The sequence below is a fragment of the Aeromonas taiwanensis genome (assembly GCF_000820165.1).
Classification (GTDB): domain Bacteria; phylum Pseudomonadota; class Gammaproteobacteria; order Enterobacterales; family Aeromonadaceae; genus Aeromonas; species Aeromonas taiwanensis.
In genome coordinates this window covers 23,837-45,303 of record NZ_CDDD01000085.1, presented here as the reverse complement: position 1 = coordinate 45,303, position 21,467 = coordinate 23,837, and the positions used below count along the sequence as shown (strand labels likewise).

Below are 21,467 nucleotides of genomic sequence, written 5' to 3'. Positions count from 1 at the left end.
GGGTCGGGTGGGAGATGAGGAAGTGGATCACCTCCTCCTTGTTGCCGCGCTTGATGCGCACCGGCACGTCGGCGTGGTTCTTGGACGAGAGCGGGAAGGCCTGCCAGGCGGCGTCGTCATACCAGGCATCGCCACACTGGCGGCCGACCGGGATCGGCGCCCTGGCATTGTTGCAGTCGTCGATGACGGGGTTCGCTTCGCCCGGCATGTCCTTCCACTTGAAGTGCTGGAAGGTGCGGATCCCCTTGGTATCGATGGGGTACTGGGACATCACGGCGAAGGCGTACTGGCCGTGATAGTTGCCAAAGCCCCAGGCGTCGTCGGGCCCGTTGTTGCGCTTGCCGTCCAGGTTGAGGTCATGGCCGCTCATCAGGCCGGTGTTGGTGGCAAAGTTCTGCATCACCGGGTAGCGGATGGCGGTTACCTCGTCGTGCTGGGCATGGGCCAGGTAGTTGTCGTTGAAGGCTTTGAGGTCCGTGGTATCGGCTCCCTTGCCGTCATTGTCGAATTCGTTGAGCAGGAAGACGTCGGGGCGGGTGCGCTGCACAATCTCGGCGATGTTGCGGATCTGCTGCACGTCGAGGGCCCTGGTCTTCTCGACGCCGCTCAGGGTGCCGTCGGCGAGGCGGGCCAGCAGGGCATCCTGCTCGGCGCGGCTCAGGGCCAGTTCACCGGCGAGCATGCCGGCGGCGGTGCGATCGAAGGAGAGGTTGAAGGTGGCGAAGCGAACCATGGGCGTCGGGGTCTCGGAGTCGTTCTGGCTGTTGCAGCCTGCCATCAATCCGAGGGAAATGGCAGCCGCAAGCAGGGTTTTGGGGATGTTTTTCATTGTAATATTCCGTAGCATCAAGATGTTATGCCTCGATAGGGTCAGGCGAGGCGCGGCCATTATAGGGAGCCTGTCCGGAAACTGGGCTCTGAATGAACCAAAGTGTGTGGTCATTCACAGAGTCATCCGGAATCTGGTCATGGACGGGGCAGGCTTCAAGCACATTCACACGGCCAGGCTGGGCCGAAACCAGCGTCATGGACGGCAGGAACGGGAGGCGGGATGAGTCGGCAACAAACGGCCCTGGTGGTCGAGGGGGGCGCCATGCGAGGCATCTTTGCCGCCGGCGTGCTGGACGCTTTCCTGGCGAAGGGGAAGACACAGTTCGATCACTGCATCGGGGTCTCGGCGGGGGCGGTCAACCTGGCGGCCTATCTGGCGGGGCAGCAGGGACGCAACCACAGGGTCATCACCGACTACTCCTGCCGCCCCGAGTTCATCAACTTCGGCAAGTTCCTGCGGGGCGGCCACTGGCTCGATCTCGACTGGCTGTGGGGGATCACCATCCGGGAGATCAGGCTGGATCTCGCGCACTTCGCCGCCAATCCGGTGCCGCTGACCGTGGTGACCACCCGGGTGGCGGACGGTCAGGCGGCTTACCTCAGGGCAACTGCCGCCGAGCTGGAGCAGCAGATCAAGGCCTCCTGCTCGGTGCCGCTCGCCTACCGGCACTTCGTGCGCATCGGAGGGGAGGCCATGACGGACGGCGGGGTGGCGGACTCCATCCCGGTGCGCCACGCCTACGAGCAGGGCGCGCGGGACATCACAGTGGTGCTCTCCCGGCCGCTGGGCTATCGCAAGCGGGCGCCCAGGCTGCCCGCCCTGCACCGCTATCTGCTGCGCCAGACCCCGGCCCTGGCCCGGGCGAGCCTCTCGCGCCACCAAAGCTACAACGATGCCATCGACTTCATCCGCCGGCCGCCCCGGGATTGCCGCGTTCGGGTCATAGTGCCGCCTGCGGGCTTTCGGGTCGGGCGCATGACCACGGACAAGGATCGGCTGGAGCAGGGGTATCAGATGGGGTGGCAGGCGGGGCTGGCCTATCTGGCGCAGGAGGACGCGAACGCAGGCCCTAGTTTGCCGCCTGGAGGGGCGCTTTGCCAAGCGGGGGCGCGCTGAACTTTGGGGTGTGCGCCATCTGGATGGCCTGGGCTAGCCAGTCCCAGTCGAGCTGGGGGCTGCCGGCCTTGAAGCGCTGGTAGGCGCATCCCTGACGGACGGTGAGGAAGAGGGTGCTCGGCAGGCCGAGGCGGTTGAAGTAGCGCACCATGACATCCCCCTGGTACTGACGCAGGCGCTGCTGCAGCTCGGGCAGTGTCAGCCCCAGCTCGCGGCCCGTCTCATCCCAGATTTCAAACATAGGTGTGCTCCTTTAACAACTGGAATCACTACTGTTTCGAAAACGCGGGGGAAGGGCAATTGTCAGATCTGACAGTGCCAAATGGAATCTGACCGGAAAAGCGAAAACCCGGCGCCAGGCCGGGTTTTCTGAAGGATGGTGGAGGGAGAAGGATTCGAACCTTCGAAGGCAGAGCCGTCAGATTTACAGTCTGATCCCTTTGGCCGCTCGGGAACCCCTCCACAGGGGCAGTGCATATTGTGTCAGGAAGATGGTGGAGGGAGAAGGATTCGAACCTTCGAAGGCAGAGCCGTCAGATTTACAGTCTGATCCCTTTGGCCGCTCGGGAACCCCTCCACGGGGTATTTTCCTGATTTTTCGCACTTGAATGGTGGAGGGAGAAGGATTCGAACCTTCGAAGGCAGAGCCGTCAGATTTACAGTCTGATCCCTTTGGCCGCTCGGGAACCCCTCCCCAAGTGCGAGGCCGCATACTACCAGATCCGGCAAGGTTGTGAACCCCTTGGCCTCATTCTGACGACAAAAAAGTGTCAAGTGGTTATTTTTTGATATGTTTCGCTCAAAATTCACGCTTTTCGATGACTTTTATACCGCCCCGATGTCTCGCAGGGAGAGGTCAGAAGGCGGGAAAGAGTAGACGGGAAATAAAAAAGGAGCCGCGCGGGCTCCTCATTTTATCGGTGACGGGGTGGTAGCCCCGACGGGGAGGTCAGGCGTCCTGAGTGCGGGCCTGTTGGCAACCCTGCACCGCATGGGAGATGAGTTCCAGGGCGCTGTGATCGCAGGGGGGCAGCTCGTCCTCACACAGGGCGAGGGGGGTGACACGATCCCCCCACTTGATGAGGGCGGCCCCCCAGGTGAGACCGGCCCCGAAGGCGGCGGTCAGCAGGTAGCTGTTCGGCTTGACCCGGCCCTGCTCCAGCGCCTCGCACAGGGCGATGGGCACGGTGGCGGCGGAGGTGTTGCCGTACTGCTCGATGTTGACCATCACCTTCTCCATGGAGGCGTTCATGCGCTTGGCCAGGGTCTCGATGATGCGCACGTTCGCCTGGTGCGGCACGATGAGATCGACCTGCTCCGGGGCGATGCCAGCCTGGGCCAGCACGGTGCCGGTGGCCTCGCCCATGCCGCGCACGGCGCGCTTGAAGATCTCCTGCCCCTCGAAGTTGAACGTGAAGAGGCCGTCGATGTCGGCGAAACGCACCCGATCCGTACCGAAGTTCGGCACGTGCAGGATCTCCCGCGCCTCGCTGTCGCAGCCGAGTTTGTTCGCGATCAGGCCGCTCTCCTGCTCGCTTGCCTCGATGATCACGGCGCCGGCACCGTCACCAAACAGCACGGCGGTGTCGCGTTTGGCCCAGTCCAGCAGCTGGGTCAGGCGCTCGGCGCCGATCACCAGCACTCGCTGCATCATGCCGGTCTGTACCAGGGAGGTGGCGACCGAGAGCGCATAGACGAAGCCGGTGCAGGCGGCGTTGAGGTCGAATACCGCAGCCTTGTGGGCACCGAGGGCCTGCTGCACGGCGGAGGCGCCATTGGGCACCAGGGTGCCCGGGGTGGCGGTGGCCAGGATGATGCCATCAATGGCGGCGGCGTCCAGGCCGGCGCAGGCCAGGGCGCGGCGGGCGGCCAGGGTGGCGAGCGCCGTGGTGCTGACGTGGGAGACCCGACGGGCCTTGATGCCGGTGCGCGGGTAGATCCACTCGTCCGAGGTGTCCATGATGGTGCTGAGGTCATCATTGGTCAGCGCTGCGGGGGGCAGGCACTTTCCCCAACCGGTGATATTGGCGTATTTCATCTTGTCGTCGCTTATCGTGATGGCCGCCCGGGGCGGAAAATTGCGCAATTATGACGCACGGGGCCGCCACTGTCATCCAGCGGACGGGAGCGTGCAGGGGAGAGGAGAGGGGCAAGACCGTGATTTTGCTTAAATTCCCGCTCTCCCTTGTCTTAAGATGAAGGCCCGACCCAGCCTGCCGCCACCCGAGGTGATCCCAGTGCACAAAGCGAATCTCAACCTCCTGCCCACCCTCAAGGTGCTGCTGGAGACCCGCAACATCAGCCGGGCGGCGGAGTTGCTGCACCTGAGTCAGCCCTCCATCAGCAAGCAGCTTGGCCAGCTGCGCAGCGAGTTTGGCGATGAGCTGCTGGTGCGGGAGGGGCAGCGCTGGCTGCTGACCCCGAGGGCGGAGGCGCTGGCGGCCCAGCTTGCCGATTCCCTCGGCGCCCTGGAGCGGCTCTACGAGGCGCCGGAGTTTGCCCCGGAGCACTGCGAGCGGGTATTCCGGCTCGCCTCCTCCGACTACGTGGCCCAGCACATCCTGCCGGACATCTGCGCGGCGCTGGCGAAGGCCGCCCCCCAAGCGGCGCTGGAGTACAGCCTGTGGGACAAGCGCCTGCTGCCCCAGCTCTGGCAGTCGGAGCTGGACATGGTCTCCACCATCACCGAGCTGGTGCCGGATCAGATCCGGGGGCTGCACCAAGGGGAGGACAGGCTGGTGGTGCTGATGGGGCGCCACCACCCGCTCGCGGGCACGGCCCCCACCCTGGAGGAGTACCTCGCCTGGCCCCACCTGCAGGTGAGCGGCGGCGGCGACAAGGACAGCCCGGTGGAGCAGGTGCTGGCTCCCCTCGGGCTCTCCCGCCGCTGGTTTGCCCGGGTGCCCTTCTTCCAGGCGGCGGTGGAGGTGCTGCTGCGCACCGACTGTCTGATGACCACCCCGGCCCACATCGCCTGGCAGCTCTCCCGGGAGCACGCCCTGAGCTTCTGCGATCTCCCCTTCGCCACCCGGGTCCAGCAGTATCATCTGCTGTGGCACCAGCGCCACCACCTGGATCCGGCCCACCGCTGGTTTCGCGAGCTGGCCTATCCCTTCCTGCGGGATCATCTGCAGTTCACCCTGGGGGAGAGCCGCAAGCAGCTGGCGTCGGGGGGAGGCCAGCCCGGCTAGCACCGGCAGCGGGTGCCAGACCATAGCCAATGGCTATGAAATCTATTCATAACTTTCACTTCTTGCATAGCTGGCCGCCCCCTACTCTGATCGCCTGAACCGACATTCGACAGAGGAAGGAAAGGGTATGGAATTGACGAGTTGGCTGGCGCTGGCCGCCATCTGCGTGATGGGGGCCATCGCCCCGGGGCCGAGCCTGGCATTGATTATCCGCAACACAGTGCAGGGGGGCCAGGGCCATGGGGTGGTGACGGCGCTCGGCCACGGCCTGGGGGTGGGGATCTACGCCCTGATCACGGCGCTCGGCCTCGCCATCTTGATCACCCAGACCCCGCTGCTGTTCGATCTCATCCGTTACGGTGGCGCCGCTTTCCTCGCCTGGCTCGGGGTCAAGGCGCTGCTGGCCAAGCCGGCAGGCGGCGAGACCGGTAGCGAGGAGGGGCATCCGCCACGGGGCCGTCAGGGGGCGTTCGAGGGCTTTATGGTGGCCTTCTTGAACCCCCAGCTCGCCATCTTCTTTATCGCCCTGTTCAGCCAGTTCGTACACGCCGATACCGGCTGGCGGGAGGGGGGGATCATGATGCTGACCGCAGGTGGCATAGACGCGCTCTGGTATGCGCTGGTAGCCCTGGTGCTCTCCCGGGGGCCCGTGCTCGCCTGGCTCAAGGCCAAGTCCTTTATCATCGACAAGATAAGCGGCCTGGTGTTGCTGGGATTGGCGCTCAAGGTGGTCATTTGATCCGCTTCTCAAGGGAGAGCAGGGTCTGATCCAATCCTGCATTCTGCGGTGATCTTAAGCGGGATCAAGGCGAGGGGAGCCGGGGCTCGCTAGAGTGGCGGCCATTTGTCGCTCCTCTGGGACCAGACCATGCACGATCAGACCCCGCGCCTCGCGCCCCCCGAACAGAACCGCCTCGAGCTGCTGGCCCCGGCGAAGAACCTCGCCTATGGCATCGAGGCCATCAACCACGGCGCCGATGCCGTCTACATGGGGGGCCCCGCCTTCGGTGCCCGCAGCGCCGCGGGCAACAGCATCGAGGATATCGAGGCGCTCGCCCGCCACGCCCACCGCTTTGGCGCCCAGGTCTTCGTCGCCTTCAACACCCTGCTGCACGACCACGAGCTGGAGCAGGCCCGGCGCCTGACGCACCAGATTTATGAGGCCGGAGCCGACGCCCTCATCGTGCAGGACATGGGGCTGCTGGCGCTCGACCTCCCCCCCATCGCGCTGCACGCCAGCACCCAGACCGACAACCGCACCCCGGAGAAGGTGAAGTTTCTGCAGGACGTGGGCTTCTCCCAGGTGGTGCTGGCACGGGAACTGTCTTTGGCGCAGATCCGCGAGATCAGCGCCGCCACCAGCGTGCAGCTGGAGTTCTTCATCCACGGCGCCCTGTGCGTCTCTTACAGCGGTCAGTGCAACATCAGCCACGCCCGCACCGGGCGCAGCGCGAATCGCGGCGAGTGCGCCCAGCTCTGCCGGCTGCCCTGCTCCCTGCAGACCCCGGGTGGCGAGGTGCTGGTGGAGAACAGCCACCTGCTCTCCTTGAAAGACATGGATCAGAGCGCGAACCTGGAGGCGCTGGTCGCCGCAGGGATCCGCTCCTTCAAGATAGAGGGGCGCCTCAAGGGGCTGGATTACGTCAAGAACGTCACCGCCTGGTATCGCCAGAAGCTGGACGCCATCCTGGAGAGCCGCTCCGATCTGGTGGCCTCCTCGGCCGGCCGTTGCACCTACGGCTTCACACCGGATCCCAAAAAGAGCTTCAACCGCGGCAGCACCGACTACTTCCTCCATGGCCGACAGCCGGGGATCGACTCCCCCCGCAGCCCGAAATACGTGGGGGAGCCGCTCGGGCGCGTCACCAGGGTGAACAAGGACGGGATAGAGATCGACGGCCAGCCCGTGACCCTCAACAACGGTGACGGCCTCGGCTTCTTCAAGCCAGGGGGCGAGCTGGTGGGCATGCGCCTCAATAAAGTGGAGGAGAAGGCACAGAGCAAGCGGTTACTGCTGTCGGAACCCATGCCTGGCCTCAAGGTGGGCACCGAGATCTTCCGCAATCACGATCAGGCCTTTAGCAAGCTGCTCGAAAAGCCGAGCGCGGATCGCCGCATCCGGGTCGACATGCGGCTCGGTGAGTGCGACGAGGGATTGAGTCTCACCCTGACCGACGAGCAGGGCATTGGCGCCACCGTCACGCTCCCCTGCGACAAGCAGACGGCTGACAACCCGGCGCGGGCGCTGCAACAGGCGCGCGACCAGCTCGGTAAACTCGGCAACACCCTGTTTGTGGCGCGCCAGATTGAGCTGGCATTCACCACTCCCCTCTTTATTGCTGCTTCACAGCTTAACGGTCTGCGCCGGGATGGCATCGCTGCCCTGGAGACGGCGCGACTGGCCGCCTACCGGCGACCCGAGCGGCGCATCCCCTTGCGCGATGCCGTCTACCCCCAGCACCGCCTATCCTACCTCGGCAACGTGCTGAACAGCGCGGCGGAGCAGTTCTTCCGCGAACATGGGGTAGAGCGCATCGCCCCCGCCTTTGAGGCGAACAAGGAGGAGCGGGAGGTGATGCTGATGATCACCAAACACTGCATCCGCTACAGCCAGCACCTCTGCCCCAAGGAGGTGCCCGGCCTCAAGGCCGAACCCCTGGAGCTCAAGATGGGCAAGGAGAGTTTCCGCCTGCGCTTTGACTGCCACCGCTGCGAGATGCAGGTGATGGGCAGCCTCAAGCGCTGACGGCTGCCCGTGTGGGGATGGGGCGGGTGCGGATTAGATGGCAGTATGGGGTGGCGCTGCCCAGGGGCTTGTCTCTCTAAGCAGCCCCAACCCCTCAACTGACAAAGGAGCTGTCATGAACATCGATGCACTGCCGTTTTGCACCACGAACTGGGCCGAGGTCCCGCCGACCGAACACCAGGGAGAGCGCGGCGTCGCCCGCTGGCACACCCGACAGTTCGGGGATCTGCGGGTGCGAATGGTGGAGTACTCCCCCGGGTATCTGGCGGATCACTGGTGCAACAAGGGCCATGTGCTGCTCTGCCTCGAAGGGGAGCTGCACACCGAGTTGCAGGATGGCCGCGTCTTCACCCTGACGCCGGGCATGAGCTACCAGGTGGCGGACAACGCCGAACCCCATCGCTCCTACACCGAACTGGGCGCTCGCCTCTTTATCGTCGACTGAGCCGTTTTCCCGTTTCCCCCGGAGCTTGCCATGCTGGAACTCAGACCCAACTGCGAACGCTGTGACCGGGATCTGCCCGCCGACACGGCGGCGGCCTACATCTGCTCCTTCGAGTGCACCTTCTGCGCCGAGTGCAACGATCAGTATCTGCACCTGACCTGCCCGAACTGTGGCGGCGAGCTGGTCAGGCGCCCCCGCCGCCCGGCGGCCAAGCTGGTGAACAACCCCGCCTCCCTCCAGCGCGTCTTCAATCCGGATCTGAAAGCGGCGCTGGGCAAGGGGCGCTAGGGCCCTCTCTTCATGGGAAGGGCTGGGCTGGCAACTGGCTCGCCCCTGTGGCTCTTGACCTTCTCCCGGCGGCAGCCCCTATCAAGGGGGCTCACACCAAGGAGCAAAAGATGACGGAGCGATTCGACGGAGAAGGGGCTAAGGCCTATGACAGCCGCATCCCCCTGCTGGTGCCAGGCTACGAGCTGCTGCACCAGCTTTGTGCCTCACGGCTGATGGCCGCGCTGGGCCAGCAGGCCCGGGTACTGCTGGTGGGGGTGGGCACGGGCAGCGAGTTGGTGCTGCTTGGCCGTCTCTGCCCCCACTGGACCTTTTTGGCCCAGGATATCTCGGCGGACATGCTGGCCCAGGCCAGGATGCGGGCCGAGCAGGCGGGCATGGGAGAGAGGGTGTGCTGGCACCTGGGCCCGTTGCCTGTGGTGGATAAGCCATGTGATGGAGCCCTCTGCCTGCTGGTGCTGCATTTTCTGCCCCTGTCGCAGAAAGCTGCGCTGCTTGGAGAAATCGCCCGCCAACTCGTGCCCGGTGCCCCCCTGCTGCTGGCGGACCTGATGGCGCCCACTGACCCGCTTGAGCGCAAAGCCATGGGGTTGCAGGCCGCCCTCGCCGGTCTGCCGCCTCCTGCCTGTGAGCAGATGGTGCGCCGCCTCGGGGAGGATTTCGTCACGCTGGACGAGGGGCAGACCCGGCACCTGCTGCAAGGGGCCGGTTTCACGGCGGCGCACCGCTTCTTTCAGGCGCTGGGCTTTCACGGCTGGCTGGCGCAGCGGCGTTAGCCCCCTAACAGGGTGTGCAGCGCCCAGCCAGAGAGATACAGCCCCAGGCCGAACACGGCATGGTTGATCAGGCTGTGAACCCGGGCCGAGGCGGGGTGGGGTGTGCGGGAGGCGGCGATGCCAGCCCCCATGCAGGGCTGCATGACAAGAAACGGGGCCGCCACTGTGACCAGGCCCAGGGCGAGGGCCGGGCCCGGCGTGGGCGCCAGCAGCCAGTCTTGGCCCTGGGTGGCGATCAGCAGGGCGGCGAAGGCGATACCGATGAGGTAGTGGGCGCTCCAGCCGATGAGGCTTTCCCCCGGGATGGGGCTGGCCGCGCCAATGGCCTCATGACGGAATCGGCCCTGGCCCATGTGACCGATCCAGCGCCCCATCATGGTGTAGCTCGGCAGCGGCATGCCCAGCAGCGGCTTGCGCACTACGCCCCACAGATCCATCAAGGCCGTTGCACCGACCCCGATCAACAGCACGGAAAACACAGTGTTCATGATTTTCTCTTCCCTTGTAATGACACGGACGCTAGCGTACGACTTCAAGTCGACTTGAGGTCAAGGGGGGCGTGTGGATATATCCGAGGTGGTGAAGCGGTCCGGGGTGCCTGCCTCGACCTTGCGTTTCTACGAGGAGAAGGGGCTGATCCAGGCTCTTGGCCGTCAGGGCATCAGGCGCCAGTTTGCGGCCAGCGTGCTGGAGCGCCTGGCGCTCATCGCCCTGGGGCGGGCGGCGGGTTTCTCGCTGGACGAGATCGCACGTATGTTCGGGGACGACGGGCGTCCCGAGATAGACAGGGAGCAGCTGCTGCACAAGGCCGAAGAGCTGGATCGCACCATAGTGCAGCTGACCGCCATGCGCGACGGTCTGCGCCATGCCGCCATCTGCCCGGCGCCGAGCCACATGAGCTGTCCCACCTTTCGCCGCCTGCTGGGGGCCGCTGCCCGTGGCGTCATCCAGAGACGCAAACCGCCGCGCGCCTGAGGCGAGGCTGGGGCGAGCAGGCCGCTTTCTCAGGCGTCACTTCCCTCCAGCGCCAGCAGCGCCTGCTTGATGGGCAGGCCCCCCGCATAGCCGGTGAGGCTGCCGTTCTGGCCGATCACCCGGTGGCAGGGGACTATGATGGAGAGCGGATTGCGCCCGTTTGCGGCCCCCACCGCCCGCACCGCGCTCGGTTTGCCGATGGCGCGGGCGATGTCGCCATAGCTGCGGGTCTCCCCGTAGGGGATGTCGCACAGCGCCCGCCACACCGCCTGTTGAAACGCCGTGCCCCGCGCCGCGAGCGGCAGGGTGAAGCGCTGCAAGCGCCCTGCGAAGTAGGCCTCAAACTCGGCGAGGAAGGGGGCGAGCGCCTCGCCGTCCTGCAGCCAGTCCCGCATGTCGGGCAACGGCCGCAGCCCGGCCACGAAGTCCACGTGCACCAGGCCGCGCCCGTCGATGGCGATCAGCAGCCGGCCGCACGGGGTCTCCAGAAAGTCGTAACGGATCATGATGTTTTCTCCTCGTCTTGTTCGTGTCCGGGTTGGGTGAGCAGCGCCGGTTGCTCGCTCATGGCGTGCCACAGCCAGCTTGCGGCATAGGCGCGCCACGGCTGCCAGGGGGCGCTTCGCGCCTCTGCCTCCTTCACCGGCAGCTTGTTCCCGCCCCCGAGCGCCTTTTGCAGCACGAGATCCGAGGCGGGGAAGGCGTCCGTGTCCAGCCCGCAGCGCAGCCGCCAGTAGGCCACTGTCCAGGGCCCTATGCCCGGTAGTGCGAGCAACTGCTCATCGCTTGCCGTGCCCAGGGTGAGCGCGCCGCTCGCGAGCGCCGAGGCCAGCCCTTGCAACGTGCGGATGCGGCTGCCCGGCATGCCGATGCCGTCCAGATTGAGCTCGCACAGCTGGGCCGGCGTGGGCAGCTGCGCCGTGCCGAACTGCGCCAGGGTGCGTGCCACCAGGCGCCCCATGATGGTGATGGCGCCCTTGACCGACACCTGCTGGCCGACGATGGCGCGCAGCATCACCTCGTATTCATCCCAGCCCCCCGGCAGCCGCACCCCGGGCCAGCGCTCCTGGATGCCGGCGAGCAGCGGATCCTGCCCCAGGTGTTCGCCGATGCGGCCCATGTCGGCGTCGAGATCCCACATGCGGCGCACGCGGTACAGGATGTCCGGCAGAGCGCCCGGCGGCAGATCCCGCACCGTCAGTCTGAGTCTCTCCCCCTCGACGGGCTCGATGCGGATGAGCCCCTCCTGCTCGCCGACCCGGTGACGGCGCTCGTAACCGTGCTCATCCACCCGCTCCAGCCCCGGAATCGCGCGCAGCCGGTAGAACGCGAGCATGGCCTGCGCATCGAACTGCGGGCGATACAGCAGGTGCAGTTGCAGGTTCGATTGCGGCGCCGCCTCGCCAATCCCCCCTTCCTGCTTGCGCAGGGCGCCCGGCGCCATGCCATACGCCTGAAGCCAGGCGTCGTTGAAGCGACGAATGCTCGCAAAGCCTGCGGCAAACGCCACGTCCGTGATCGGCAGGCGCGTCTCCGTCAGCAGCCGTTTCGCGAGCAGCAGGCGACGCGTCTGCTCCACCTGTTTCGGCGACGCGCCGAGGTGTTGCTCGAACTGGCGCCTCAGCGTGCGCTCCGTGATCCCGGCCTGCGCCGCGAGCGTGCCCAGGCTGTGCTCCGCGAGCTCGCCGCGCTCGATGCGCGCCAGCACCTGGGCGACAAGCGGCGGCAGATCCCCGCTCTGCGCCGGTGCGAGTTCGGGGCGACAGCGCAGGCAGGGGCGAAGTCCGTGCTGCTCCGCCGCCGCCGCGAAGCGAAAATACTGCACGTTGTGCTCGTGCGGTGCCCGCGCCGGGCACACGGGGCGGCAATAGATGCCGGTGGACAGCACGCCGGTGAAGAAACGGCCATCGAAGCGCGCATCGCGTGCGAGCCGCGCGGCGTGGCACTGCTCCCGGGTGAGGCCCGGGATGATCTCGTCCCTGGGGGATGGGGGTGGGCTGACAGTGGTCATGGCATGACTCGGATTGCTGTGGGCATGTGCCTGAGACTAAGCGGGTGCGAGGGGGGTGACTAGCCAGAAACGGACAGCAATAGCAAAAATAGTCGGGCAGGGGGAAAGCGGGCGCGAGATGAGTCGCGCCCGGGAGCGGTTATTTCAGGTAGCGCTGTTCGAGGTGCTTGCGCAGCCACTGGGGATTGAGCGCCTCGCCGGTCGCGCGGCGAATCAGCTCGTCCGTGCCGTGCAGGCTGCCCTGGGACCAGATGTGGCGGCCGAGCCAGCCGAAGATATCCGGTAGGCGGCCAGACGCCACGAGCGTGCCCATGTCACCGAGTTCACGTTCGAGCGCGAAGCGCAGCTGCGCCGCGTACATGGCGCCGAGCGTGTAGCTCGGGAAGTAGCCAAACGAGCCGTCTGTCCAGTGGATGTCCTGCATGCAGCCGTTCTGGTAGTTGCCCTTTGTGGACAGGCCGAGCCACTGCTGCATCTTCGCGTCCCACAGCTCGGGGATGTCCGCGACCTCGATGCGCCCTTCCATCAAGTCGCGCTCCAGCTCGTAGCGCAGGATGACGTGCGCCGGGTACGTCACCTCGTCCGCATCGACGCGGATAAAGCCGGGCTCGACCCTGTTGTACAGCTTCTCGAGGTTCGCGGGTGCGAGCGCATCCTGTGCCCCGAAGTGCGCGCGAATGCGCGGCGCAATCAGCGCGAGGAACGCGGGGTGATGGCCGAGCTGCATCTCGCAGAACAGGCTCTGGCTCTCGTGAATGCCCATGGAGCGCGCCTCGGCGACCGGCTGGCCGAGCAGTGCGCGCGGCAAGCCCTGTTCGTAACGCGCGTGGCCCGTCTCGTGGACGATGCCCATCAGGCTGGAGACGAACTCCTGCTCGTTGTAGCGCGTGGTGATGCGCACGTCCGTCGGCACGCCGCCGCAGAACGGGTGGCTGCTCACGTCGAGCCGGCCGTGCGCGAAATCAAAGCCGAGCAGCCCCATCACCTCCTGACCGAGCGCCTGCTGCGTCGGGATCGGGAAGGGGCCCTTCGGCGTCAGGATGACGTCGCTCTTCTGCCGTTCACTCACGCGCTGGATAAGATCCGGCAGCCAGCTTGTCAGATCGCCGAAGATCTGATCCAGCCTCGCGCTCGTCATGCCGGGTTCGTACAGCGCCAGCATGGCGTCATAGGGGCGCACCCCGAGCGCCTCGGCGCGCAAGGTTGCCACCTCCCGCGACAGGCGTACCACCTCCTCGAGGTTCGGGGCAAAGCCTGCCCAGTCGTTCTCCTTGCGCTGGCGACGCCAGGCGTGCTCGCACTTGCTGCCGGCGAGGGACAGCGCCTCCACGAGGTCCCCCGGCAGCAGGCTCGCATCCTGCCACTGGCGTTTGATCTCGTGCAGGTTCGCGCGCTGGGTCGCGTCCAGGGTTTCCCCCTCGGCCGCCGCAATCCAGTCGCCGAGTTCCGGGGCGGTGCGTTTGCCGTGGATCAGCACGCCGAGCTCCGCCATCGCCTCGGCGCGGGCCTCGTTACCCCCCTCCGGCATCATGGCGGCCTGATCCCAGCCGCAGATGGCGGAGAGGTGGGAGAGGCGGTGCAGTTGTTGCTGATGTTGTTCGAGTTTCTGGTATGACATGGGATTGTCCTTGTTATCGTCCCTGATGGTATGCACCCCGTACCTGGCATGATCGGGGCCGACCGATGCTAGCACTGCCATCCACCGTGGTGCCACCCTCAGGCAGTCAGCCGAGGCGCTTCTGGTGACGTTCGCGGTTTTCCGCCTTCTTGCGCTCGCTCTTGCGCAGCAGCACATAGAGCGCGCCGCTGCCGCCGTGGCGCCGCTCGGCGCTGTGCATGGCCATCACCGCCGGCAGTTGCGGCAACCAGGCGCTGACGTGACTCTTGAGCAGCGCGCGCGGCGTGCTGCGCTCCCCCTTGCCGTGCAGGATCAGCAGGCAGCGGATGTCCCGCGCCTCGCACTCCTGGACGAACTGCACCAGGGCGGTGCGCGCCTCGTTGAGCGTCTTCTGGTGCAGATCGAGGGAGCCCTGCAGCTCGTACTTGCCGAGGCGCAGCTTCTTGTAGACCCCCTCCTGCACGCCGTCGCGCTTGAAGCCGACGATGGCGTGGGGATCCAGCATCTCGATCCCCTCCATGCCGAGGTGATCCAGAGTGAGTTGTTCGGCGGTGGCGGCCTGGCGGCGCGCGAGTTGCGCCTCGGTCGGCTGGCTGTTGCCCGCGGTGGGGGCGATGTGGTCGCTGCGCAGCGGCCGCACGTCGGCCACTTCCTGCAGGAACAGTGAGAGTTCGTCGTTATGAGACACGGCAGGCTCCCCGCATGAGAATGAGGGAGCCATTATAGCGGGGCTGGCCTGTGCTTAGAATGGCGGGGTGGGCGAGGGGGCACCCGCACGGGCTGGGCGTCTTGCACGGTGGGACGCTGCGTGCACCTCCCTTTATGGCTGGCCCCTGGGGTTATTGCCCTTCCTTCGGCGGCTCTGCGTGCATCACCTTGTAGATGAAATAGACCGCGTAGGCGCTGATGAGCAGGAAGGTGCCGAAGATCACCAGCATGGACATCAGCCCCACGCTGTTGCCGAACATCAGGTTCATCCAGAATTCCATTTCGTTCACTCCTGTCACTGGGCGATGACAGGCATGATAGATACCTCTTTGGGAGGGTGGGGATGATCTCGATCAAGTCCCCTTCTGGTTGTTTAATCGGCAACCCATTCTGTGAGCGGCCTCCCATCACCAGCCGCCGTCCCGCAGGAGACGGCGTTATTTCGCCCCCTCGGGGGCCGGCTCGGTGAGCGGCGTGATGCGCCAGCCCTGCTGCTCCAGCAGGGCGAGCAGCCCGTGCTCGCCGTAAAGATGCAGGGCCCCTACCACGATGAAACTCTCGTTCGGCAGGCCGGGCCACTTCTTGATCCAGTTGCGGTTGCGCTTCGCCAGCAGGGTCTGCTCCAGCCAGGCTTGCAGCTTGGGCGGTGCCATCTCCTCCTTCAGCAGGCTGATGAGGGTGGCCTCGTCCCCACGCTGCCAGGCCGTCATCACGGCGGCGAACCCCTTCTCGAGTTCGGGCAGTTCATCCAGGGTGCTCTCCAGCATCAGGGTCTGGTTGTCGCCGACGCTCGCGAGGTAGCCGAGCTGTTCCAGCAGGGTCTCCAGCCCGACGATGGGCTTGCCGCCGTCGCTCGCCCGTTTCGCGAAGTGCTGATCCACCCCGAGATCGCCGCGAAAACCGGTGCGCTCCAGGGCCGCCTGGGTCAGGGTGATGGCCGCAAACCAGGGACGCAGCGGGGCCAGCATGCTCTCGTTCAGGCCGTTCTGGCCGGCGGCGATCAGGGTGCGCCGGTAGAGATCCTCCGGCAGGTGATCCTTGAGGGTCTTGCCGTCCACCAGCCGCGTGATGGCGCCCATCTCCTGCCACTGGGTCTGGCTGATGCGGGTCATGTCGACCTCCATGACCAGGGCCCGGCTCTGTTGCCAGGCCCGCTCCACGAGATCCGGCAGGGGGTAGAGGGAGGGCTTGCCCGCATGGATGGACCCCAGCAGCCAGTGCTGCTCCTTGCCCTTGGTGATGCGGTAGAAGGCCGGATCCGCGAAGGCGTGCAGCGGCAGCAGCAGGCAGAGCAGGAGGGAGAGCAGCGTGGGATGGAATCTCATGAGGCACCTTATGTGAGCGGGATGAGTGCTCTATGATAAGTCCTCATTTGTCACAGCCAAGAGGTTTCCCATGCCCCACCTTCGTTTTCGGGCAGTTTCTGTCGACACCCTTCAGCGGATAAGCGTGCCCCTGACGGAGGAGCTCTGTGCCCTGACCGGCGGCAAGCCGGAGTTCGTCACCCTGGAGTGCGTCCCCACGACCCAGGTGCGGGACGGGGTGATCGAGGCCGGTTCCCCCTTCGTGGAGCTGGTCTGGTTCGAGCGCCCGCAGGAGGTGCAGGACGCCGCCGCGGCGCTTATCACCCGTCATCTCAAGGCGGTGCTGGGAGAGCAGACCTATGTGGTGGTGCAGGTGTTGCCCATCGTGAAATCCCACTACTACAGCAACGGCCAGCACTACTGAAAGATGCCGCCCCCTGGCCTCTGGCTGCGGGGCGGCGTTTGTCTGGCGTCAGGCGGATTTGATCAGCAGCCGGTCCAGCAGGCGGCTTGGCAACAGGCGGCGCAACACGGCGAACAGCCGGGTCGGGAAGGTGACGGGGTAGCGGTGCTTCGGGCGCCGGCTGCTGAGCGCGTGGATCAGCGGCGGGATGCAGGCCTCGCTTGGCAGGGTGAAGCCACGGGCCCCCCCTTCGCGCTCCAGCCTGGCCAGCGTCTGGGCATAAGCGGCCTGATGGCGGCTCGCACTCGGGTCGATGTGGCGCAGGAAGGCGTCCCGGGCATTGGCGCGAAAGCGGGTGTCGATGGGGCCGGGCTCTATCAGGCTGATGTGTACGCCGCTGCCCGCGAGCTCCAGGCGCAGGGTGTCGCTGTAGCCCTCCAGCGCGAACTTGCTGGCGTTGTAGGCGCCGCGATACTTCATGGCCACCAGACCGAGCACGGAGCTGTTCTGCACGATGCGCCCCTCGCCTGCGGCCAGCATGGGGGGCAGCACCTGACGAATGAGGTGATGCCAGCCGAACAGGTTGGTGTTGAACTGCTCCCGGAGCGCCTCGGTGGGGAGATCCTCCAGCGCGCCGGGCTGACCGTAGGCACCGTTGTTGAACAGACCGTAGAGGCGGCCCCCGGCCAGGGCCAGGGCCTCTGCCGCCCCGCGCTCTATGCTGGCGGTGTCGGCGAGATCCAGCTGCACCGCCAAGAGACCCTGCTGCTGCAACAGGGCGACGTCCCCGGCCTTGCGGGCGGAGGCGATGACGGTGAAGCCGTGGGCGCCGAGCGCCTTGGCGGCGGCGAGGCCGATGCCGCTGGAGCAGCCGGTGACAAGCACGAAGGGGTGGGGCATGAGGATCATCCTGATTGGCGGCCTGCGGGTGGCCCGAACCGGCATGGTAGCGTGGCCGCACCAAAAACAAAACCGGGCCAAGGGGCCCGGTTTTCGGTCACGTCAGATGCGTTATCACAGGATGGTGAACGGCATGATGATGTGGAACTTGACGTCATGCTCGGAGCTGAACATGTTCGGGTAGTACCAGCTGCCCTTGTCGTCCTGTTCGTTGTTGTAGTCGGTGTAGTGCAGCTTGAACAGGGTGCCCTTCAGCTTGCCATCCTGCACCGTGTACATGACGTCGAAGTTCGCCGCCCACTCTTTGCCGCCTTCCAGGGAGCTGTCGCCGTTGTTGGCATCCCAGCCGTAGGCACCGGAGACACCGACACCCCAACCCGGTGCGCCCACCAGATCATCCAGGGAACGGGTCACGCCGAAGAACACGGCCTTCTCGTCGTTGTGGTTCCAGTCAGAGCGGGAATCCCACCAGATCTCGTTCGCACCCTGGGAGTTGCCGTAGCCGCGGGTCAGACGGGGCAGGTAGTTGCCCTGATCACCCTCGGCCTTGGTCCACAGACCTTCCAGACGGAAGCCGTACTGGGCGTAATTCCAGCTGGCGGTCAGAGCCTGTTGCCATGCCAGACCATCGTAATCGTTGTTGTCGGTCTCGGAGCCGTAGAACTGGTAGCTGGTGTTCAGGCCACCCAGTACGTCGAACTTGTGAGCCAGCTTGAAGTGGTAGCTGTCCATGTAGCCTTCGGACTGACCGAAACCACCTGTGATGGCGGTGCCGTTCTCGAAGGTGTAGCGCGCGGCCAGACCGTGGATGTAGTCGATTTTGTTCGCATCGGTGAAGGGATCGCTGGCGTAGGGGCTGCTCTTGGAGAAGCCGGCGGTGTTCTTGAACCAGGGAGCCTTGTACTCGTCGGCGATGGCGTAGGTCAGGTAGAGGCCGCCGAAGGTGCCTTCGATCTGGCCGCCGCGGTAGGTACCGGGTTGATAGGACCAGTTGACCCCCAGGATACCCGGGACGTAGAGCTGGGTATAACCACCCTTGGCGGTGACATGCTCACCGAACTTGAATTTCAGGGCGGCGTTGGAGAGGCTGAAGCCGTTCTCGGGAACCCCGTCACCACCTGAACCCCACTGGTCGCCCCAGAAGGAGAATTCGTTCTCTTCGTTGACGCCATTGCTCTCGTCAACGGCCAGGTCATAGGCGCCGAAGCCGCCCAGATCGATACCCACGACGTCCCAGGCATAGCCGGAGTTGAAGTTCAGGGCTGCCTGGGTGGTGGCATGGCTCAGGTTGGAGTGGTATTTGCCATCTTGGCCGGGGCCGGCCTGCTTGCGGTCACGTTCACGCTGGAAGTAGAACAGACCGCCGGTGACTTTGGCATCGTCGGTGAACGCCTGGTAGGACTTGCCGTATTCCGGGCTCATCATGTCCTGGGCAGCCAGTGCCATTCCCGGGGCGACCAGCGCCGCGACCACGGCGGCACTCAAGGCGGCGCGCTTGAAGATCACTTTTTCCATTTGTTATTGCTCCTGATTTTATGGACTTAGCTTTTTTATCCGGCAGTCGGGTACGGGCCCGCCGCTCGGTATTGGCATTGCAATCAACACCCCGAAGGGCAAAAAAATTCTCTGTGTCGTGTCCCTGTGTCCGTATGCCTTGGCGCATCGTCACGGGACAATCTGCATCGTTTCAGTCGTTATTTTTTGAGTCTGGATCCTTGGCGATCTGACATCACCAAGAGTACGTTCGCGGTGCGAAATATCAACATGAAGTTCCCGCCAAGTTTCAAAAATATGACCGAGTGCAAATAATCATGATGCTTGATGTGGGCACTCCCAGCCCATGTGTGTCGGCAATGAGAACGCTTTCAAGGTGTGTTCACCGTTATCCTGAGCGGATCTTGACGAGAAGGCTGAACTTTCTTTGTTAACTTGATGGCAACATATAATTTTGTGTCACAAAAAAAGATGTGGCCGACCCCGGGGCGGGCGCAATCATGCTGGCATGGGGATCAGGCCTGCCCCCTGTGCGGGTGCCAGGGGAGGACGCAGCCGCTCGGGAGGCGGCCTGGCAAGCCCGCCGGGGGACGGCTGGCTCTTGCTGGAGACTGAAGGGGACGTGCGGGGAACCGCGGCCCGGCGTGGTGCCGGGCCCGGAGTCAGGCCTGGCTCAGGATCCGGGGGATCTGCTGGGCCTGGTGGTGGATGTGCTCCGACACCTGGACGGAGAGCCGGCTGCCCTGACGGGCGTGCTGGCTGATGCGGCCGATGAGGTCGGCAAAGCTCGCCAGCCTGCGCTCCTGGCTCTTGGCGTAGTCGGCCCCCTGCAGGGCGATGACGGCGGTGCTGCGCGCCATCTCCCGCACCGTCTGGGTGGTCTGGCGCAGCTGTTCGGCCTGCTGGCGCTGCCCGGCCGCCTCGGCGGTGATGCGGGACAGAACGGTGGCGAGCTGATCCCCCGCCTGGGTGAGACTCGCCAGGATCTCGGTGATCTGGCCGAGGGATCGCTGGGTATCGGCGGAGAGGTGGCGCACCTCGTCGGCCACGACCGCGAAGCCGCGTCCCTGCTCCCCGGCCCTGGCCGCCTCGATGGCGGCGTTGAGGGCCAGCAGGTTGGTCTGCTGGGAGATGTGGCCGATGACGTCGACGATGGCGGTCACATCCTCCACCGAGCGGGTCAGCTGGGCCAGGGCGCCGCTGCTCTCGTCGATGGCGAGCCCGGTCTGGGCGGTGGCCGTCAGCATGCCTCCCACCAGCCGCTCGCTCTGGCTCATGGAGTGTTCGTTGTGCTGGGCGTGCTGGGCGATTTCGGCGGCGACCTGATGCACCTCGCTGGCGAGCTGGTTGAGCTCCTGCATCATGGTGTCGCTCTCGTCCACCGCCTGCTCCGTGGTGCGGGTGCTGTGATGGATCTCCTGCACCTGGGCCACCATCTCCTGCAGGCTGGAGGAGACGCTGGAGAGCTGCCCCGCCTTCTGCTGTTGATCCTGCTGCAGCCGCTGGATCAGGCGGTTGTAGCTCGCGACTATGTCGGCCAGTTCGTTGCGCTCGCGCCCCTGGGCCAGCAGCTGCGCCTGACCCGTGGCATCGAGCTGCAGGAAGGCGGCCCGCAGTTGCAGCAGCGGCCTGACCAGCCAGCGGCGCTGCACCAGGGCAAACAGCAGGGCGACCACCACCAGGCAGAGTGCCAGCACGCCGAGCACGGTGGCGAGCTCCCGGTTCACCGTCTGGCGGGCGGCGGCGAGCCGCTCACCGAGCTGCTCCCCCGCCTGCAGCAGGTGGGTGATGTCCTGCTGCACCATCTGACGGGCGGCCTGCTGCTGTTGCAGCGCCTTGCGGCTGTTCTCGAGCTCCATGGGGTAGCGTTTGAGCAGGGAGACCAGCTCGGCCTTGGGCAGATCCCCGAGCTCCTGGCGCTGCGGCTCCCCCAGGGTGAACTCGTCGGCGGGGGCCTCCTTGAAGAGGTTCAGGCTCGGCAGGGCCGCCAGAGCGTCCGCTTGCTTTTGCAGGGCGGCGATCTCGAAACGCAGCCCTTCGAGGCGCTTGGCGCTCGCCTGCTCCATGTAGTTCTGGCGCTGGTGGGCGAGGGCGGGCAGGGCGGCCAGGATGTCGGCGGCCCCCTGGCGATACTGTTCGGCGAGCGCGGGATCGGCTCCCGGGGTGGCAGCCCCCTGCTGGCCATAGCGCAGCAGGGTACGGGCGTGGGCGGCGAGCTCGTTCTCGGCATTTTGCAGGAGCCACTGGCTGTTGCCCGACAGCTTGCCCGCCGCCAGGTAGTCGCCGTCGATGCGTGCTCCCATCTGCTCAAGCCGGGCGTTTAGCGGCTGGGTCTGGGGATCCGCCAGGCTGGACAGCAGCGCCAGCGCCTGCTGGCGCACCCCCTGGGCCTGGGCCAGCAGCAGGGGATCCCCGCTGCCGAGGTAGTCGCGAAGCGCCCCCTGCAGCGGGCCGCTCAGCTGCCGTTGCAGCTGCTCCTGCTGGCGCTGGGCCTGTTCGGCCCGATTGAACTGCTGCCACCCCTGATAGAGGGCGGCGGCCTGCACCCCGGCCACCAGCAGCAAGACGAGAGAGGAGAGGGAGGCATAGTGGGCAATTTTCACATCAGATTCCTGCTTGAACCACGCAATGGGCGCGAGCTTAAGCAGGCCTGATGGCGT

The 21,467-nt window shown here is 65.7% G+C and carries 22 protein-coding genes and 3 tRNA genes; 9 read left to right on the top strand and 16 right to left on the bottom strand.

Annotation, left to right across the window (positions count from 1 at the left end):
- Positions 1-829, bottom strand: an 829-nt coding sequence (locus BN1136_RS14875) for an endonuclease/exonuclease/phosphatase family protein (RefSeq protein WP_043808794.1), incomplete at its 3' end; no start/stop codon positions are given.
- 222 nt (positions 830-1,051) lie between these two features.
- On the opposite strand from BN1136_RS14875, the gene BN1136_RS14865 reads away from it, so the two are divergent.
- The gene (locus tag BN1136_RS14865) at positions 1,052-1,948 is read left to right on the top strand and encodes a patatin-like phospholipase family protein (protein WP_043758444.1); all 897 of its coding nucleotides are present in this window, start codon (positions 1,052-1,054) and stop codon (positions 1,946-1,948) included.
- Here the strand turns inward: BN1136_RS14865 and BN1136_RS14860 are convergent.
- The 5 genes from BN1136_RS14860 to BN1136_RS14840 form a co-directional block, all read right to left on the bottom strand.
- Positions 1,902-2,189, bottom strand: a complete 288-nt coding sequence (locus BN1136_RS14860; protein WP_043758448.1) for a hypothetical protein — start codon at positions 2,187-2,189, stop codon at positions 1,902-1,904. The two genes, BN1136_RS14865 and BN1136_RS14860, sit on opposite strands and share 47 nt — an antisense overlap.
- 136 nt (positions 2,190-2,325) lie before the next feature.
- Positions 2,326-2,410, bottom strand: a tRNA-Tyr gene (locus BN1136_RS14855).
- A gap of 30 nt (positions 2,411-2,440) precedes the next feature.
- Positions 2,441-2,525 (bottom strand) — tRNA-Tyr (locus BN1136_RS14850).
- Between the two features lie 32 nt (positions 2,526-2,557).
- Positions 2,558-2,642, bottom strand: a tRNA-Tyr gene (locus BN1136_RS14845).
- A 255-nt stretch (positions 2,643-2,897) separates the two neighbouring features.
- Positions 2,898-3,986, bottom strand: a complete 1,089-nt coding sequence (locus BN1136_RS14840) for a ketoacyl-ACP synthase III (protein WP_043758589.1) — start codon at positions 3,984-3,986, stop codon at positions 2,898-2,900.
- Positions 3,987-4,185: 199 nt separating this feature from the next.
- Here BN1136_RS14840 and BN1136_RS14835 point away from each other — a divergent pair, with 199 nt between their 5' ends.
- From BN1136_RS14835 to BN1136_RS14810, 6 genes are all read left to right on the top strand, one after another.
- On the top strand, positions 4,186-5,139 hold the full coding sequence (locus tag BN1136_RS14835) for a LysR family transcriptional regulator (protein WP_043758591.1): 954 nt from the start codon (positions 4,186-4,188) through the stop codon (positions 5,137-5,139).
- A 127-nt stretch (positions 5,140-5,266) separates the two neighbouring features.
- Complete coding sequence (locus BN1136_RS14830) at positions 5,267-5,878, top strand: LysE family translocator (RefSeq protein ID WP_043758450.1); 612 nt, start codon at positions 5,267-5,269, stop codon at positions 5,876-5,878.
- A 129-nt stretch (positions 5,879-6,007) separates the two neighbouring features.
- A complete protein-coding gene (locus BN1136_RS14825) occupies positions 6,008-7,885 on the top strand; it encodes a peptidase U32 family protein (protein WP_043758593.1) in 1,878 nt (625 codons plus the stop codon).
- A gap of 115 nt (positions 7,886-8,000) precedes the next feature.
- On the top strand, positions 8,001-8,330 hold the full coding sequence (locus BN1136_RS14820) for a DHCW motif cupin fold protein (protein WP_043758452.1): 330 nt from the start codon (positions 8,001-8,003) through the stop codon (positions 8,328-8,330).
- Between the two features lie 30 nt (positions 8,331-8,360).
- Entirely contained in the window at positions 8,361-8,618 is a 258-nt protein-coding gene (locus BN1136_RS14815) for a DUF1272 domain-containing protein (RefSeq protein WP_043758454.1), read from the top strand.
- Positions 8,619-8,728: 110 nt separating this feature from the next.
- Entirely contained in the window at positions 8,729-9,394 is a 666-nt protein-coding gene (locus tag BN1136_RS14810) for a class I SAM-dependent methyltransferase (RefSeq protein ID WP_043758456.1), read from the top strand.
- Here BN1136_RS14810 and BN1136_RS14805 read toward each other — a convergent pair.
- A complete protein-coding gene (locus BN1136_RS14805) occupies positions 9,391-9,882 on the bottom strand; it encodes a DUF2938 domain-containing protein (protein WP_043758459.1) in 492 nt (163 codons plus the stop codon). The two genes, BN1136_RS14810 and BN1136_RS14805, sit on opposite strands and share 4 nt — an antisense overlap.
- Positions 9,883-9,955: 73 nt before the next feature.
- Here BN1136_RS14805 and BN1136_RS14800 point away from each other — a divergent pair, with 73 nt between their 5' ends.
- The gene (locus BN1136_RS14800) at positions 9,956-10,369 is read left to right on the top strand and encodes a helix-turn-helix domain-containing protein (protein WP_043758461.1); all 414 of its coding nucleotides are present in this window, start codon (positions 9,956-9,958) and stop codon (positions 10,367-10,369) included.
- Positions 10,370-10,398: 29 nt separating this feature from the next.
- Here BN1136_RS14800 and BN1136_RS14795 read toward each other — a convergent pair whose 3' ends face one another.
- From BN1136_RS14795 to BN1136_RS14775, 6 genes are all read right to left on the bottom strand, one after another.
- Positions 10,399-10,875 carry a methylated-DNA--[protein]-cysteine S-methyltransferase gene (locus BN1136_RS14795; protein WP_043758464.1) on the bottom strand — a complete coding sequence of 159 codons (477 nt, stop codon included), beginning with the start codon at positions 10,873-10,875 and terminating at the stop codon, positions 10,399-10,401.
- Complete coding sequence (locus tag BN1136_RS14790) at positions 10,872-12,380, bottom strand: DNA-3-methyladenine glycosylase 2 family protein (RefSeq protein WP_043758466.1); 1,509 nt, start codon at positions 12,378-12,380, stop codon at positions 10,872-10,874. Before BN1136_RS14790 ends, BN1136_RS14795 begins: the two co-directional genes overlap by 4 nt.
- A 139-nt stretch (positions 12,381-12,519) precedes the next feature.
- Entirely contained in the window at positions 12,520-13,998 is a 1,479-nt protein-coding gene (locus BN1136_RS14785) for a carboxypeptidase M32 (RefSeq protein WP_043758468.1), read from the bottom strand.
- 106 nt (positions 13,999-14,104) lie between these two features.
- Entirely contained in the window at positions 14,105-14,686 is a 582-nt protein-coding gene (gene smrA / locus BN1136_RS14780; RefSeq protein ID WP_043758470.1) for a DNA endonuclease SmrA, read from the bottom strand.
- Positions 14,687-14,837: 151 nt separating this feature from the next.
- Positions 14,838-14,987 (bottom strand): DUF3149 domain-containing protein, encoded by a 150-nt coding sequence (locus BN1136_RS19970; protein ID WP_010673287.1) that lies wholly within the window; start codon positions 14,985-14,987, stop codon positions 14,838-14,840.
- Positions 14,988-15,143: 156 nt separating this feature from the next.
- The gene (locus BN1136_RS14775) at positions 15,144-16,031 is read right to left on the bottom strand and encodes a TraB/GumN family protein (protein WP_043758471.1); all 888 of its coding nucleotides are present in this window, start codon (positions 16,029-16,031) and stop codon (positions 15,144-15,146) included.
- Positions 16,032-16,101: 70 nt separating this feature from the next.
- Here BN1136_RS14775 and BN1136_RS14770 point away from each other — a divergent pair, with 70 nt between their 5' ends.
- A complete protein-coding gene (locus tag BN1136_RS14770; protein WP_043758474.1) occupies positions 16,102-16,434 on the top strand; it encodes a DUF1904 family protein in 333 nt (110 codons plus the stop codon).
- A gap of 48 nt (positions 16,435-16,482) precedes the next feature.
- Here the strand turns inward: BN1136_RS14770 and BN1136_RS14765 are convergent, their stop codons facing one another.
- The 3 genes from BN1136_RS14765 to BN1136_RS14755 all read right to left on the bottom strand — a co-directional run bounded on the left by BN1136_RS14765 (position 16,483) and on the right by BN1136_RS14755 (position 21,410).
- Entirely contained in the window at positions 16,483-17,313 is an 831-nt protein-coding gene (locus tag BN1136_RS14765; protein WP_043808788.1) for an SDR family oxidoreductase, read from the bottom strand.
- Positions 17,314-17,427: 114 nt separating this feature from the next.
- A complete protein-coding gene (locus BN1136_RS14760; protein WP_043758476.1) occupies positions 17,428-18,828 on the bottom strand; it encodes an OprD family outer membrane porin in 1,401 nt (466 codons plus the stop codon).
- Positions 18,829-19,469: 641 nt separating this feature from the next.
- Positions 19,470-21,410: a methyl-accepting chemotaxis protein gene (locus tag BN1136_RS14755; protein ID WP_043758478.1), complete on the bottom strand. Its 1,941-nt coding sequence runs from the start codon at positions 21,408-21,410 to the stop codon at positions 19,470-19,472.
- Positions 21,411-21,467: the final 57 nt, after the last annotated feature.